Raw genomic sequence first — 15,154 nt, forward strand, 5'->3', positions numbered from 1 at the left:
CCATGAGCACACCACAGATCGAAGTCGCCTACGACGCCGTCATGCAAACCGGCGAGTGCCCGCTGTGGCACGCGCAGGAGCAGGCGCTGTACTGGGTCGACATCCCCGCCTTCACCGTGCACCGCCTCGATCCCGCCAGCGGCGCGCACCGTTCGTGGAAGCTGTCCAGCGAGCCGGCCACCTTGGCCGTCAGCGACCAGGGCGGCCTGGTGGTCGCCATGCGCAGCGGCTTCGCCCACCTGGACACCGGCAGCGACGAGGTGCGCCTGACCGATATCGCCGCCGCGCCCTACGACACCGCCATCACCCGCTTCAACGACGGCCACGTCGACGGCGCCGGACGCTTCTGGGTCGGCACCATCTACGAGCCGCGCGACAAGCCGGCCGCCGAGATGTTCGTGCTGGAGCGAGGCACGATCCGCAAGGCCTGGTCGGGCGGCATGACCAACTCGAACGGCCTGGGCTTCAGCCCCGACTACAGCGCCATGTACCACGCCGACACCAGCGCCCACCGCGTCACCAAGCTGGACTTCGACGTCGCCAGCGGCAAGGCGTCCAACCAGCGCCTGCTGCACCAGTTCTCGATGGACAAGGAGCACAACTACGGCGGCCGTCCCGACGGCGCCGCGGTCGACAGCAAAGGCAACTACTGGGTCGCGATGTTCGAAGGCGCGCGCATCGCCAAGCTCTCGCCGACCGGCGAGCTGATCGGCGAGATCGCGCTGCCGGTGCGCTGCCCCACCATGCTGGCCTTCGGCGGCGCCGACCTGCGCACGCTGTACGTCACCAGCGCGGGCGCGCGGCCGGCGCCGGAGCTGGCGCAGTACCCGCTCAGCGGCAAGCTGCTGTCGCTGCGGGTCGACGTGGCCGGCCGCACGGAGCCGGCCTATATCGAATAAACTATATGTTGCATCCGCAGCATTTGTAGTAAATTTTCTTGCAATACGCTAAATCGTGTAGTAAATTTACAGTTACATCCCTCTTTCAGCACTCTACATACTGCGAATAATTATGGCTCTTACCGATTTTGACCTGGTTCTGTTTGGCGGCAGCGGCGATCTGGCGATGCGCAAATTGCTGCCCGCGATGTACGCCCGCGATGTCGCCAACGACTTGCCCGCCACCGCCCGCATCATCTGCGTCGGCCGCGCCGAGGCCAGCCAGCAGGACTTCCTGCACACCGTCGAGACCACGTCCAAACCGCACATCAAGTCGCCGGCCGTCACGCCGGCCGCCTGGGCCAAGTTCACCGCGCGCATCGTCTACGTGTCGCTCAACGCCACCGATTCGGACAGCTACAAGTCGCTGGTCGAGGCGCTGCGCAAGGACGACGCCATCACCAAGGTCTACTACCTGGCCACGCCGCCGGCGATCTTCTCGCAGATCTGCGAGAACCTCAAGGCCAACGGCCTGGTGACCAAGAACTCGCGCGTGGTGCTGGAAAAGCCGCTGGGCCGCGACCTGGCCTCGGCCAAGCAGATCAACGCCGAAGTGGGCCAGGTGTTCGAGGAATCGCAGATCTACCGCATCGACCACTACCTGGGCAAGGAGACCGTGCAGAACCTGCTGGCCCTGCGCTTCGGTAACATCCTGTTCGAGCCGCTGTGGCGCCGCGAGTGGATCTCCGACGTGCAGATCACCATCGCCGAGAAGCTGGGCGTGGGCAACCGCATGGGCTACTACGACACCTCGGGCGCGCTGCGCGACATGCTGCAAAACCACCTGCTGCAACTGCTGTGCATCGTGGCCATGGAGCCGCCGACCTCGATCGCGCCGGACGCCGTGCGCGACGCCAAGCTGCAGGTGCTGCGTTCGCTGAAAAAATTCACGCCGACCACGCTGGCGCAGAACATCGTGCGCGGCCAGTACCGCGCCGGCCATGTGGACGGCAAGGCCGTGCCGAGCTACCGCGACGAGCCGGATGCGCCGGAACATTCGCGCACCGAGACCTTCGTCGCGATGAAGGCGGAGATCGACACCTGGCGCTGGGCCGGCGTGCCGTTCTACCTGCGCACCGGCAAGCGCATGGCCGACGGCCTGGCCGAGATCGTGGTGCGCTTCAAGCAGATCCCGCATTCGATCTTCGCCCAGCCGACCAACAGCTTCCAGCCCAATTCGCTGGTGATCCGCCTGCAGCCGGACGAGGGCCTGCGCATGAACCTGATGGCCAAGACGCCGGGCGACGGCATGCGCCTCAAGCAGGCCGAGCTGGAACTGGACTTCCGCGAATCGTTCAAATCGCCGCGCATGGACGCCTACGAGCGCCTGCTGCTCGACGTGCTGCGCGGCCAGCTGACGCTGTTCATGCGCGGCGACGAGCTGGAAGCGGCGTGGGAATGGGTCGAGCCCATCCTGAACAACTGGGAGGCCGACGACAGCTTCCCGATTCCCTACGCCTCCGGCACCTGGGGTCCGGCCGCCGCCTCGGCGCTGATCGGCCGCGACGGCCTGCAATGGCGCGAAGAAGCTTTACCGGAAGATTAAACGACAATGCTGCTAGATTCCATCCGCACCCAGCTCGACTCGCTCTCCAAATCGGAGCGCAAGGTCGCGCTGGCCGTGCTTGATCATCCGGGCCAGACGGTCAGCCAGAACATCACGGCGCTCGCCAAGAGCGCGCAGGTGTCCGAGCCGACGGTGGTGCGTTTTTGCCGCACGCTGGGTTACGACGGCTGGCATGAGTTCAAGCTCAAGCTGGCGCAGGGCCTGGCGCTGGCCCTGCCCGGTCTGAACGAACAGCCGACCCAGGACGACCTCGCGGCCGACCTGGTCAACAAGATCTGCAGCCGCTCGATCAACACCCTGCTGGACCTGCGCAACAACCTCGATCCCGAGGCGATCCAGAAGGCGCTCGACATCCTGTCCAAGGCCAACAAGATCGAGTTCTACGGCCAGGGCACGTCGGGCATCGTGGCGGCGGACGCGCAGCACAAGTTCTTCCGCTCCGGCGTGCCGACGGTGGCGTACGCCGACCCGCACATCCACAGCATCGCCGCCGCCCTGCTGCGCGCGGGCGACGCGGTGGTGGCCATCTCGCAGCGCGGCAACAGCCCGTCGCTGGTGCGCTCGATCAAGCTGGCGCGCCGCGGCGGCGCCGACGTCATCGTGCTGGCGCCGTCGGGCACGCCGCTGGCGGACCTGGCGACGGTGCTGATCCCGATCGACCTGATCTTCAACATCGATCCCTACACGCCGATCTCGGCGCGCCTGGCCTACCTGGTGGTGATCGACGTGCTGGCGGTCGGTCTGGCGCTGCAGCGCGGTCCCGAGTTCCGCAAGAAGATGCAGAACGCGCAGAAGGCGCTGCAGGAGTTCGACCTGCAGTTCGATTCCTTCATCAGCTGAGGACAGACGCGTAAATTACCATCCGGCGATCAAGGTCGGCGAGTACATGGCGGTCACACGATAGGATTGATTGGCCACGCCGCCGATCATCGCAATCGAGGTGTTGGTGACAAAGGAGTTGGACAGCGGCAGCATGGCGCCATCCGAGGTCGACTTATGCCATCCTTGAACTATCAGCCCCATTTGCTGCAAGTTGGGAATGCCATGATTGACCGTCACGTTGCCAGCGCTGTCACATTTGCCGACAAAGACCCGCAGCGTGTACATCGTATCGGCCGGGGTATTGTAGTAACCCGAATAGCGTCCTGTGCCGGTGGCCTGGACCACCGGCGTCGCATGCAGCGTGTCGACGACGATATTCTGGATCAGGACGGAAACGCCGTTACCGGCACTGATCGCAGGAAATGCCCCGCCGGAGTTATTGTAGTCGCGTATGCGGGTATTGCTCAGCATGGCCTCGCCGGGGACGGTGAACCGCATGGCCTCTGCCTGCGAGCCCTGAAAGTCGCCGTTGACCATGCTGAGTTTCATGGGAATTTGGCCGCCGCCCAAATTGGTGGACGCCAGCAATCCGATACTGCCGGCCGCCGCACGATTGTAGACGTAGAAATTCGACAAGCTGACCGTTACCGCATCTTCCAGAACGATACCGTAGAGCACATTGTCAATGCCGATATTGCTGGCCTGCAGGCGCTCGACCTTGCCGCCGCCGCCGAATGACGGATCGGTCTCAATATAGGTCTTGATGCCGGCATATCCGCCAAAACAGAAGAAGTTGCTGACGATGGGATTATCGACCCGCCCCATGGACAGCCCGATCGCGTGGTCATTCATGTAGGCATTGACGTCTGCCTGTCCGGAATAAAACGGCCAGTTCAGATGCACATCCTCAACCTTCAGCACGTCGTAGCATTGCGATACGCTAATCCCCAGGCCGAAGCACTGGCCATAAATGCCGCGCAGCGTACCGCGCGACGCCCCCAGCAACTTGATGCCGTTCTTCAGATTGCGCAGCATGATATTTTCGATCAGCACGCCATTCCCGCCCTGCTCCAGATACGGTCCACGGTAGCAGGAAATCGCCAGCGGCGTATTATTGCTGGCCCAGCCAGCAGCCGGTACCGGCTGGATCGCCTCGAACTCCATATCCCTGAAAATGCAACTGTTGCCGGTGACATAAAACGCGGCCGTCTGGCTGCCGCTGGTCTGGAACGCCATGAAGATGATGGTGCCGTAAGGTTTGGCCTGCGACCAGTCGCGCAAATTGGTCGACGGATTGGCGTCCCTGACGTCCTTCCATCCATCGCCGTACACCAGGCAATTGTCCGTGAAATTGACCTGGGCGGTCAGCTTATAGCGGCCGGTCGGTATATACCCGCGCTTGCCGGTGGTGCCCAGGCTGTTGGCAAAATTCTGAAAAGCTACCGTATCGTCCGATACGCCGTTACCCACCGCACCAAAATCTTTTACGCTGATGACATCTGTTGGCATTGTCTTTTCGCCTCATTAAAAAGTGAGCTTGAACTGGGGGGATGCGTCACGGCATACCGGACGCACGAGAACTGCGAGGGCCAATATACGCGTCCTCATCCACGCGAAATACACAAAATGTAACTTTAATTAAAACGTAATAATTCAACGAAAAGGCCGCTTGCTCCATGGCCTCCGCCGGCGTTCGTCCGCGAACTCGACTGGTCCGGCGCATAAGCCAGGGTCGGCGGGAGGCAGCCGCCGAAATGCCTAAACAGCAAACTGACCTTTATTGCGTGACCATATAGAGACTATTGAAATCCGCGTTCTTTAACAATCCTTCATGGTTGAGTACAATAAGACAAGCCTTACTCCCCTCAACTGAATGGCAGCGCACATGAACCAGCTCGAACAGCTCAAGAAATTCACCACCGTAGTCGCCGACACCGGCGATTTCCAGTCCATCCAGGCCTACACCCCGCGCGACGCCACCACCAACCCTTCGCTGATCCTGAAGGCGGTGCAGAAAGACGAGTACAAGCCGCTGCTGGAAAAAGCCGTGCGCGACAACCTCGACAACTCCATCGCCGAGACCATCGACCACCTGCTGATCGCCTTCGGCAAGCAAATCCTGCGCATCATCCCGGGCCGCGTGTCGACCGAGATCGACGCCCGCCTGTCGTTCGACGTCGAAGGCTCGGTGGCCAAGGGCCGCGAGCTGATCAAGCTGTACCAGCAGGCCGGCATCGAGCGCGAGCGCGTGCTGATCAAGATGGCCGCCACCTGGGAAGGCATCCGCGCCGCCGAGGTCCTGGAAAAGGAAGGCATCCACTGCAATATGACGCTGCTGTTCTCGCTGGGCCAGGCCATCGCCTGCGCCGAGGCGGGCGCGCAGCTGATCTCGCCGTTCGTCGGCCGCATCTACGACTGGTATAAAAAATCCACCGGCATCGACTACGTCGGCGCCGAAGATCCGGGCGTGCAGTCGGTCAAGCGCATCTACAACTACTACCGCAAGTTCGGCTACCAGACCGAGGTGATGGGCGCGAGCTTCCGCAACACCGGCCAGATCCTCGAACTGGCCGGCTGCGACCTGCTCACCATCAGCCCCGAGCTGCTGCAAAAACTGGCCGACAGCGACGCCCCGGTCGAGCGCAAGCTCAGCGCCGAGACGGTGCCGGGCGCCGGCATCATCAAGCTGTCGCAGGACGAAAAGACCTTCCGCTTCCAGCTCAACGAAGACCAGATGGCGTCCGAAAAGCTGGGCGAAGGCATCCGCGCCTTCTGCGCCGACTCCGGCAAACTGAAGCAAATCATCTCCGGCATGCGCTGACACCCGCGCAGGGACCAGCGGAAGGCGGTAACGCGGCGCAAGCTGTGTTGCCGCCTTTTTACTTTTGTTGGCATACAAAACGTTACATAACTAGCTGTATTACAATGTTGCGACCTTAGCCACCTATCCCGCCTGGCTGATCAAGCGCCATACCTCAATTTTTTACGAGATCCATCCATGAGATTAGTACCTCGTTACACAGCTGCCGTTGTTTCCCTGTCCCTGCTGGCCGCCTGCGGCGACAAAGCCGCCGCCCCCGGCACCCCGCCTGCCGCCACCGTCGCCGTCGTCACCGTCGCCCCCGCCGCCGTCACCCTGAGCACCGAACTGCCGGGCCGCACGGAGGCGTCGCGCATCGCCCAGGTGCGCGCCCGCACCGCCGGCATCGTGCTGCAGCGGGTGTTCAAGGAAGGCGGCGACGTCAAGGCCGGCGAGGTGCTGTTCCGCATCGACCCGGCCAGCTTCCAGGCCTCCTACGACAGCGCGCAGGCGGCCGTCGCCAAGGCCGAGGCCAACCTGGCCCAGGCCGATTTAAAGGTAAAACGATATAAACCGTTGTTGGCCGCGCAGGCCGTCAGCCAGCAGGAATACGACGACGCCGTCACCGCGCAGAAGCAGGCCGCCGCCGACCTGGCCACGTCCAAGGCCGCGCGCACCAACGCCGGCCTGACCTTGGGCTACGCCACCGTCACCTCGCCCATCTCCGGCCGCATCGGCCGCGCGCTGGTGACCGAGGGCGCGCTGGTGGGCCAGGGCGAAGCGACGCCGATGGCCACCGTGCAGACGCTGGACCCGATCTACGTCACCATCACCCAGTCATCGACCGAGCTGCTGCAGCTGCAGCGCGCGCTGGCCGCCGGCAAGATCAAGAGCGCCGGCAAGAACGAGGCGCGCGTCACCCTGCTCACCGAGGACGGCCAGGCCTACCCGCAAACGGGCCGGCTGCTGTTCTCCGACGTGTCGGTGGACGAGAGCACCGGCGCCGTCTCCATGCGCGCCGAGTTCCCCAATCCCCAGCGCACCCTGCTGCCGGGCATGTACGTGCGCGCGCGGCTCGACCAGGGCGTCAACGAGGCCGCCATCACCGTGCCGCAGCAGGCCGTGGTGCGCAGCCCGGAAGGCTCGTCGGTGCTGATCGTCGGCGCCGACAACAAGGTGATCTCGCAACCGGTCACCGCCACCGCCAACGAGGGACAGAACTGGGTGGTGAGCTCCGGCCTCAAAGGCGGCGAGCGCATCGTGGTCGAGGGCTTCCAGAAGGCCAAGCCCGGCGCCACGGTCAATCCGCAGCCGTGGAAAGGCCCGGCCGGCGCAGCGCCCGCAGCGGCGCCGGCCGCCGCCGCGCCCGCCGCATCCGATCGCGGCACCGCCAAATAACAGGGAGTCTTGATGGCCAAGTTTTTCATCGATCGCCCCGTATTCGCGTGGGTGATCGCACTTTTCATACTGCTGGGCGGGATGCTGGCGATCACGGTCTTGCCCGTGTCGCAGTACCCGACCATCGCGCCGCCATCGATCGTGGTGACGGCCAACTACCCCGGCGCCACCGCGCAGGTGCTGGACGACGCCGTCACCAGCGTGATCGAACAGGAGATGAACGGCGCCGACGGCTTGCAGTACGTCGAATCGTCCAGTGAGGCCAGCGGCGCCGTCACCATCACCGTCACCTTCGTCCCCGGCACCAATCCGGACCTGGCGGCGGTCGATGTGCAGAACCGCATCAAGCGCGTGGAATCGCGCCTGCCGGCCGCCGTCACGCAGCAGGGCGTGCAGGTCAACAAGGCGCGCTCCAACATCCTGATGTTCGTCGGCCTGACCTCGACCGACGGCCGGCTCGACCCGACCGGCCTGGGCGACTACCTGGCCCGCAACGTGGTCAATGAGGTCAAGCGCATCCCCGGCGTCGGCCAGGCGCAGTTGTTCGGCACCGAGCGCGCGATGCGCATCTGGGTCGATCCGGCCAAGTTGATCGGCCTGAAGATGACCATGGCCGACGTCACCGCCGCCATCCGCGCGCAGAACGCCCAGGTCACCTCCGGCACGCTGGGCGACCTGCCCAGCCCCGCCAGGCAGACCTTCTCCGCGCCCATCGTGGTCACCGGCCAGCTGTCGTCCACCACCGAATTCGGCCAGATCGTGCTGCGCGCTAATCCCAACGGCTCGCTGGTGCGCCTGAAGGACGTGGCGCGCATCGAGATGGGCGGCGCCAGCTTCGCCATCAACGCGCGCCTGAACGGCGCGCCGTTTTCGGCCATCGCGGTGCAGCTGTCCCTGACCGGCAACGCGCTGCAGACGGCGACCGCCGTGCGCGCCAAGATGGACCAGCTGGCCAAGTACTTCCCGCCCGGCGTGAAATACACCATCCCCTACGACACCTCGCTGTTCGTCAAGATCTCGATCGAGGAAGTGGTCAAGACCCTGCTCGAGGCGGTGGTGCTGGTGTTCCTGGTGATGTACCTGTTCCTGCAGAACTTCCGCTACACGCTGATCCCGACCATCGTGGTGCCGGTGGCGCTGATGGGCACCTTCGCGGCGATGCAGATCTTCGGCTTCTCGATCAACGTGCTGACCATGTTCGGCATGGTGCTGGCGATCGGCATTCTGGTCGATGACGCCATCGTGGTGGTGGAGAACGTCGAACGCATCATGAGCGAGGAAGGCCTGTCGCCGCGCGACGCCACCCGCAAGGCGATGACGCAGATCACCGGCGCCATCATCGGCATCACGCTGGTGCTGATCGCCGTGTTCATTCCGATGGCCTTCTTCGGCGGCGCGGTCGGCGCGATCTACCGCCAGTTCTCGCTGGCGATGGTGTCGGCCATGTTGTTCTCGGCGCTGATGGCGCTGACGCTCACGCCGGCGCTGTGCGCCACCATTCTGAAACCGGTGGAAGCGGGACACCACCACGAGAAGAAAGGCTTCTTCGGCTGGTTCAACCGCCGCTTCGCGGTGACCGCCACCGGCTACCAGGGCGTGATCGCCAAGATGATCAAGTGCACCGGCCGTTACCTGGTGATCTTCGCGCTGATCTGCGGCGTGGTGGGCTGGCTGTATGCGCGCCTGCCGTCGTCGTTCCTGCCGAACGAGGACCAGGGCTACCTGATCGCCAACGTGCAGCTGCCTGCCGGCGCTTCGACCAGCCGCACGCAGGCCGTGCTGGCGCAGGCCGACGCCTACTTCCGCAAGCAGCCGGGCGTGGCGCGCACCATCGCGGTGGCGGGCTTCAGCTTCTCCGGCAATGGCCAGAACGCCGGCCTGGTGTTCATCCCGCTGAAGGACTGGAAGGAACGCGGGCCGGAAGAATCGGCGCAGGCGATCGCGCAGCGCGCGTTCGGCGCCCTGTCGAGCATCCCGGACGCGATCATCTTCCCGCTGTCGCCGCCGCCGATCCGCGAACTGGGTAACGCCACCGGCATCACCGCGCGCCTGCAGGACCGCAGCGCGCTCGGTCACGACGCGCTGATCGCGGCGCGCAACCAGCTGCTCGGCATGGCCGGCAAAAGCGCCATCCTCAAGGGCCTGCGCCCAGAGGGGCTGGAGGACGCGCCGCAGCTGCAGGTCGACATCGACCGCGAGAAAGCCAACGCGCTGGGCGTGAGCTTCGCCGACATCAACGCGATGATGTCGACCGCGCTCGGTTCGACCTACGTCAACGACTTCGCCAGCAGCGGGCGCCAGCAGCGCGTGATCGTGCAGGCCGACGCGCCGCGCCGCCTGCAGCCGCAGGACATCATGCAGCTCAACGTGCGCAGCGCGGCCGGCACGATGGTGCCGTTCTCCTCGTTCGCCACGTCGCACTGGATCCAAGGTCCGGTGCAGCTGGTGCGCTACAACGGCTACCCCGCCATCAAGCTGACCGGCGACGCCGCCCCTGGCCGCTCGACCGGCGAGGCGATGGACGAACTGGAACGCCTGGCGGCGCAGCTGCCGCCCGGTTTCAGCATCGAATGGACCGGCCAGTCGCTGGAGGAGAAGACCTCCGGCTCGCAGGCGCCGATGCTGTTCGCGCTGTCGCTGCTGGCCGCCTTCCTGGTGCTGGCGGCGCTGTATGAAAGCGAATCGATCCCGGTGGCGGTGCTGCTGGTGGTGCCGCTGGGGATTCTGGGCGCGCTGCTGGGCGCCACCCTGCGCGGGCTGCCGAACGACGTGTACTTCAAGGTCGGCCTGATCGCCATCATCGGCCTGTCGGCAAAGAACGCGATCCTGATCATCGAATTCGCCAAGGACCTGCAGGCGCAGGGCAAGGGCCTGATCGAGGCGACGCTGGAGGCGGTGCACCTGCGCTTCCGGCCGATCATCATGACGTCGCTGGCCTTCATCCTCGGCGTGCTGCCGCTGGTGATCGCCACCGGCGCCGGGTCGGCCAGCCAGCGCGCCATCGGCACCGGCGTGATGGGCGGGATGATCACCGCGACGGTGCTGGCGGTGTTCCTGGTGCCGGTGTTCTTCGTCGTGATCCGCAAGATCTTCAAGGGCAGCGAACGTCAGCGCAAGCTGGCCGCACATGAACTGAACGATAAGAACCATGAAACCTATGACTAAGTTTGCCCTGCCCCTGACCGCGCTGGCGGCCTTGCTGTCGGCCTGCTCGCTGGCGCCGACCTACCAGCGTCCCGCCGCGCCGGTGGCCGCCGCCTTCCCGGCCGACAGCACCGGCGCCGCCGCGCGCACCAGCGTGCCGCTGCCGCCGGCGGCCGGCACGCGCGACGCCGCCGATACCGGCTGGCGCGACTACTTCACCGATCCGCGCCTGCAGCAGCTGATCGCCGCCGCGCTGGAGAACAACCGCGACCTGCGCACCGCCGCGCTGCGCATTGAGGAGGCGCGCGCGCAGTACGACATCCAGTCGGCCGACCGCCTGCCGAACGTGAACGCCAACGCCGGTGCCACCAGGGCCAAGACGCCAGCCTTCCTGTCGCCGAGCGGCCAGACCAGCATCGGCAAGCGCTACGACGCCGGGCTGGCGCTGTCCTCCTTCGAGCTGGATTTCTTCGGCCGCGTGAAAAGCCTGAACGACGCCGCGCTGGCGGCCTACCTGGCCACCGACGAGGCGCGCCAGGCGGCGCAAATCAGCCTGGTGGCGCAGGTGGCGCAGGCCTACTACACCGAGCGCGCCTACGCCGAGCAGTATGCGCTGGCGCAGCAGACCTACGACGCGCGCGCCCGCACCTACAAGTTGACGCAGCAGCGCGCCGAAGTGGGCGCCTCGTCGCGGCTGGACCTGCGCTCCAACGAGACGCTGATGGAAACCGCGCGCGCCGCCGCGCTGACGCTGGCGCGCCAGCGCGCGCAGGCCGACAACGCGCTGACCTTGCTGGTCGGCCAGCCGGCCAGCGCCAGCGCCGCCGGCGCCATGCCGAGCGACCGGCAGATCGACGCCCTGAGCGCGCTGCCGGCCGGACTGCCCTCGGACCTGCTGGCGCGCCGTCCCGACATCCGCGCCGCCGAGCAGCGTTTGAAGTCGGCCAACGCCAACATCGGCGCCGCGCGCGCCGCCTTCTTCCCGCGCATCAGCCTGACGGCCGCGCTGGGCAGCAGCAGCCCGTCGCTGCACGGGCTGTTCGACAGCGGCTCGGGCAGCTGGTCGTTCGCGCCGCAGCTGACGCTGCCGATCTTCGACGCCGGCCGCAACCGCGCCAACCTGGGCCTGGCCGAAGTGCGCAAGAACCTGGCCGTGGCCGACTACGAGAAGACCATCCAGAGCGCCTTCCGCGAAGTGGCCGACGCCCTGGCCGCACGCGACTACCTGGGCGAGCAGGTGACGGCGCAGCGCGCCGTGCAGGACGCCCAGGCCGACCGCCTGAAGCTGCTGCAACTGCGCTTCGACAACGGCATCGCCAGCGCGCTGGACGTGCTGGACGCGCAGCGCGAGCTGTTCAGCGCACAACAGACGCTGGTGCAAGCGCGCCTGCAACGCACCGCCAGCGCCATCGACCTGTACCGCGCCCTCGGCGGCGGCCTCAAGTAACCCACGATGGGGTCAAGTCTGACATTCGGACACGAGCTCTGCTGTAAGCGCGCGCTTACAGCAGAGCTCGTGTCCGAATGTCAGACTTGACCCCAATTTTATATGGCATCTCCTATCATTATTCGGCTTGGCGTTCGGGCGCGCGAGCGTATCGCGGCCGAGGGCGTCCGCGCGGCCGATGTCGCCATCGTGCCGGCCGCCGCCGGCGGGCCGAAGGGCTTGATCCTGCACGGCCTCGACTGCTGGATGTTCGGCCACTGGCTGGCCGCCGCGCCCCGTCCGCGCAAGCTGGTCGGCGCTTCCATCGGCGCCTGGCGCATGGCGGCTTCGGCCTTCGACGATCCGCTCGCGGCCCACCGGCGGCTGGCGCGCCTGTACGCCGGCCAGCGCTATCCGGCCAGGGTCACGCCCGCCTACGTCAGCCAGACCATCCGCGCCCTGCTCGACGAACTGCTCGACGGCCGCGCCGCCGAGGCGGTCAACCATCCGGACCACCACGTCTCGGTGCTGACCGCGCGCGGCGTCGGCGCGCTGGGCAACACCGGCGGCCGGCGCTGGCGCGAGCTGGCCGGCTTCGCGCGCGCGGCCGCCGGCAACGCGCTGTCGCGCCGCCATCTGGCCGCGTCGATGGAGCGCGTGGTGTTCCACAACCGGCGCGACGATGCGCACTGGCTGCGCCAGCCGTTCGACGCCTTCGCCGCCCATTTCGTCGGCCTCGACGCGGCCAACCTGCGCGACGCGCTGCAAGCCTCGGGCTCAATCCCGCTGGTGCTCGAGGCGGTGTCGGCCATCGCCGGCGCTCCGGCCGGCGCCTACTGGGACGGTGGCCTGATCGACTACCACCTGCACCTGCCCTACCAGCGCGATCCCGGCCTGGTGCTGTACCCGCACTTCAGCGACTACCTCGTGCCCGGCTGGCTGGACAAGTCGATGCCGTGGCGCCGCGCCCGCGCCGGCGCGCACAATCGGGCGCTGGACAATGTGATCCTGGTTTCGCCCTCGCCCGCCTTCGTGGCCGCCCTGCCCAACGGCAAGCTGCCCGACCGCCGCGACTTCAAGGCCTACGGCCAGGACCACGCCGCCCGCCAGCGCGACTGGACCCGCGCCATCGCCGAGAGCGAACGGCTGGCCGAGGCCTTCGCCGCCTGGTGCGAGCGGCCCGACCTGGCCCGGGCCGCCGCCTTCTGATTGTTTCGAAAAAGCAACGGAAACACCCGAAGTTTCATGCCCGCCGCCGCCGGACGGGCGCATACTTGAGCCCTGCAAGTTGCGTCCCACGGAGAGTGATCATGAATTTTCTGACCCATCTGCGCATCGGCACCCGGCTCGCGGCCGGCTTCGCCATCGTCCTGCTGCTTGCCATCGGCGCCACCACGGTCGCCCTGGTCAACGCCCGCGCCAACGCCGAGGCCACCCGCCAGATGATGGAGCGGCCGCTGGCCAAGGAGCGCCTGGTGTCCGACTGGTACGTGCTGATCTACTCGGCGGTGGCGCGCACCGCGCTGATCGCCCGCAGCAGCGACGACACGCTGTCGACCACCTTTGCCGACGTCATCGGCGCCAGCGTCAAGAAGGGCGGCGAGCTGCTCGGGCGCGTCAAGGAGCTGCTGGCCACCGACCAGGAAAAGGCAGTGTTCGAGGCGTCGATGGGCCTGCGCAACACCTACCAGAAGGCCAAGACCGACATCATGAACGCCAAGAAGGCCGGCGACGCGGCCGAGGCGGAAAAGCTGTACAAGGAGGTCTTCATGCCCTCGGCCGAGGCCTACCAGAACAAGGTGCAGGAGCTGCTGACCCTGCAACGCAAGGCCATCGACGACACCGCCCACGCGATCGACGCCGCCAACGCCCGCAGCAACATGCTGCTGCTGGTGCTGGCCACGCTGATGGTGACGATCGGCTCGCTGGCGGCGTGGGTGATCTCGCGCTCGATCACGGTGCCGCTCAAGTCGGCCGTGGCGATCGCCGCCACCGTGGCCAACGGCGACCTGACCACCCGCTTCGCCACCGACACCACGCGCTGCGAGATCGGCGAGCTGATGACCGCGCTCAAGGGCATGAACGACGCCCTGCACAACGTCGTCAGCCAGGTGCAGAGCGGCACCAGCACCATTGCCACCGCCTCCAACCAAATCGCGGCCGGCAATATGGACCTGTCCTCGCGCACCGAGGAACAGGCCAGCTCGCTGGAGGAGACCGCGTCGTCGATGGAGGAGCTGACCTCGACCGTGCGGCAGAACGCGGAGAACGCCAAACAGGCCAACCAGCTGGCCCAGGCCGCGTCCGACGTGGCCGAGCGCGGCGGCACCATCGTCGGCCAGGTGGTCGACACCATGGGCTCGATCGACGCCTCGGCGCGCAAGATCGTCGACATCATCGGCGTCATCGACGGCATCGCCTTCCAGACCAACATCCTGGCCCTGAACGCGGCGGTGGAGGCGGCGCGCGCCGGCGAACAGGGGCGCGGCTTCGCGGTGGTGGCGTCCGAGGTGCGCAACCTGGCCCAGCGCAGCGCGGCGGCGGCCAAGGAGATCAAGGAGTTGATCGGCAATTCGGTCGAGCAGGTCGACCTCGGCGCCAAGCTGGTGCAGCAGGCCGGCAGCACCATGGGCGAGGTGGTGGCCAGCGTGCGCCGCGTGACCGACATCATGGGCGAGATCACCTCGGCCAGCAGCGAACAGAGCATCGGCATCGACCAGGTCAACACCGCCATCACGCAGATGGACCAGGTGACGCAGCAGAACGCGGCGCTGGTGGAACAGGCCGCCGCGGCGGCGGCCAGCATGCAGGACCAGGCGGCGCGCCTGGCCGACGTGGCGGCGTCGTTCAAGCTGGGCGACGAGGCGGCGCGGCCGCCACAGGCGCTGCCGCGGCCGGTCCAGGCCGCCATGCGGCCCGCCGTCGCGGCGCCCGCCGTGCGGGCGGCCGTGCGGCCGCTGCGCACCGTGGCGCCCGTAGCCAGGCCGGCGCCGGCCAAGCTGGCCGGCAAGAAATCCGCCAGCGTCGGCGGCGACCACGACTGGGAAGAGTTCTAAGCC

At 66.5% G+C, this 15,154-nt stretch carries 10 protein-coding genes; 9 read left to right on the top strand and 1 reads right to left on the bottom strand.

The features are described from left to right. Positions 1–2 precede the first annotated feature (2 nt). The 3 genes from AC07WS_RS06470 (at position 3) to AC07WS_RS06480 (ending at position 3,345) form a co-directional block, all read left to right on the top strand. Positions 3–899 (top strand): SMP-30/gluconolactonase/LRE family protein, encoded by an 897-nt coding sequence (locus AC07WS_RS06470; protein ID WP_494728262.1) that lies wholly within the window; start codon positions 3–5, stop codon positions 897–899. A 112-nt stretch (positions 900–1,011) separates the two neighbouring features. Continuing rightward, positions 1,012–2,484, top strand: a complete 1,473-nt coding sequence (zwf, locus tag AC07WS_RS06475) for a glucose-6-phosphate dehydrogenase (RefSeq protein WP_494728263.1) — start codon at positions 1,012–1,014, stop codon at positions 2,482–2,484. A gap of 6 nt (positions 2,485–2,490) precedes the next feature. Further along, on the top strand, positions 2,491–3,345 hold the full coding sequence (locus tag AC07WS_RS06480) for an SIS domain-containing protein (RefSeq protein WP_161087322.1): 855 nt from the start codon (positions 2,491–2,493) through the stop codon (positions 3,343–3,345). A gap of 15 nt (positions 3,346–3,360) precedes the next feature. Here the strand turns inward: AC07WS_RS06480 and AC07WS_RS06485 are convergent, their stop codons facing one another. After that, positions 3,361–4,836 (bottom strand): glycosyl hydrolase family 28-related protein, encoded by a 1,476-nt coding sequence (locus AC07WS_RS06485; protein WP_494728264.1) that lies wholly within the window; start codon positions 4,834–4,836, stop codon positions 3,361–3,363. A 376-nt stretch (positions 4,837–5,212) separates the two neighbouring features. On the opposite strand from AC07WS_RS06485, the gene tal reads away from it, so the two are divergent. The 6 genes from tal (at position 5,213) to AC07WS_RS06515 (ending at position 15,151) form a co-directional block, all read left to right on the top strand. Next, a complete protein-coding gene (tal, locus tag AC07WS_RS06490) occupies positions 5,213–6,148 on the top strand; it encodes a transaldolase (RefSeq protein ID WP_494728265.1) in 936 nt (311 codons plus the stop codon). A 177-nt stretch (positions 6,149–6,325) separates the two neighbouring features. Continuing rightward, positions 6,326–7,525, top strand: coding sequence for an efflux RND transporter periplasmic adaptor subunit (locus AC07WS_RS06495; RefSeq protein WP_494728266.1), 1,200 nt, complete (start codon positions 6,326–6,328; stop codon positions 7,523–7,525). Positions 7,526–7,537: 12 nt separating this feature from the next. Continuing rightward, the gene (locus tag AC07WS_RS06500) at positions 7,538–10,690 is read left to right on the top strand and encodes an efflux RND transporter permease subunit (protein ID WP_494728267.1); all 3,153 of its coding nucleotides are present in this window, start codon (positions 7,538–7,540) and stop codon (positions 10,688–10,690) included. Then, positions 10,683–12,116, top strand: a complete 1,434-nt coding sequence (locus tag AC07WS_RS06505) for an efflux transporter outer membrane subunit (RefSeq protein WP_494728268.1) — start codon at positions 10,683–10,685, stop codon at positions 12,114–12,116. The genes AC07WS_RS06500 and AC07WS_RS06505 overlap by 8 nt, the downstream gene beginning before the upstream one ends. A gap of 102 nt (positions 12,117–12,218) precedes the next feature. Further along, positions 12,219–13,304, top strand: a complete 1,086-nt coding sequence (locus tag AC07WS_RS06510) for a patatin-like phospholipase family protein (RefSeq protein ID WP_494728269.1) — start codon at positions 12,219–12,221, stop codon at positions 13,302–13,304. Positions 13,305–13,405: 101 nt separating this feature from the next. After that, entirely contained in the window at positions 13,406–15,151 is a 1,746-nt protein-coding gene (locus AC07WS_RS06515) for a methyl-accepting chemotaxis protein (RefSeq protein WP_494728270.1), read from the top strand. Positions 15,152–15,154 lie beyond the last annotated feature (3 nt).

The organism is Duganella sp. GW821-FHT01E12, assembly GCF_059422325.1.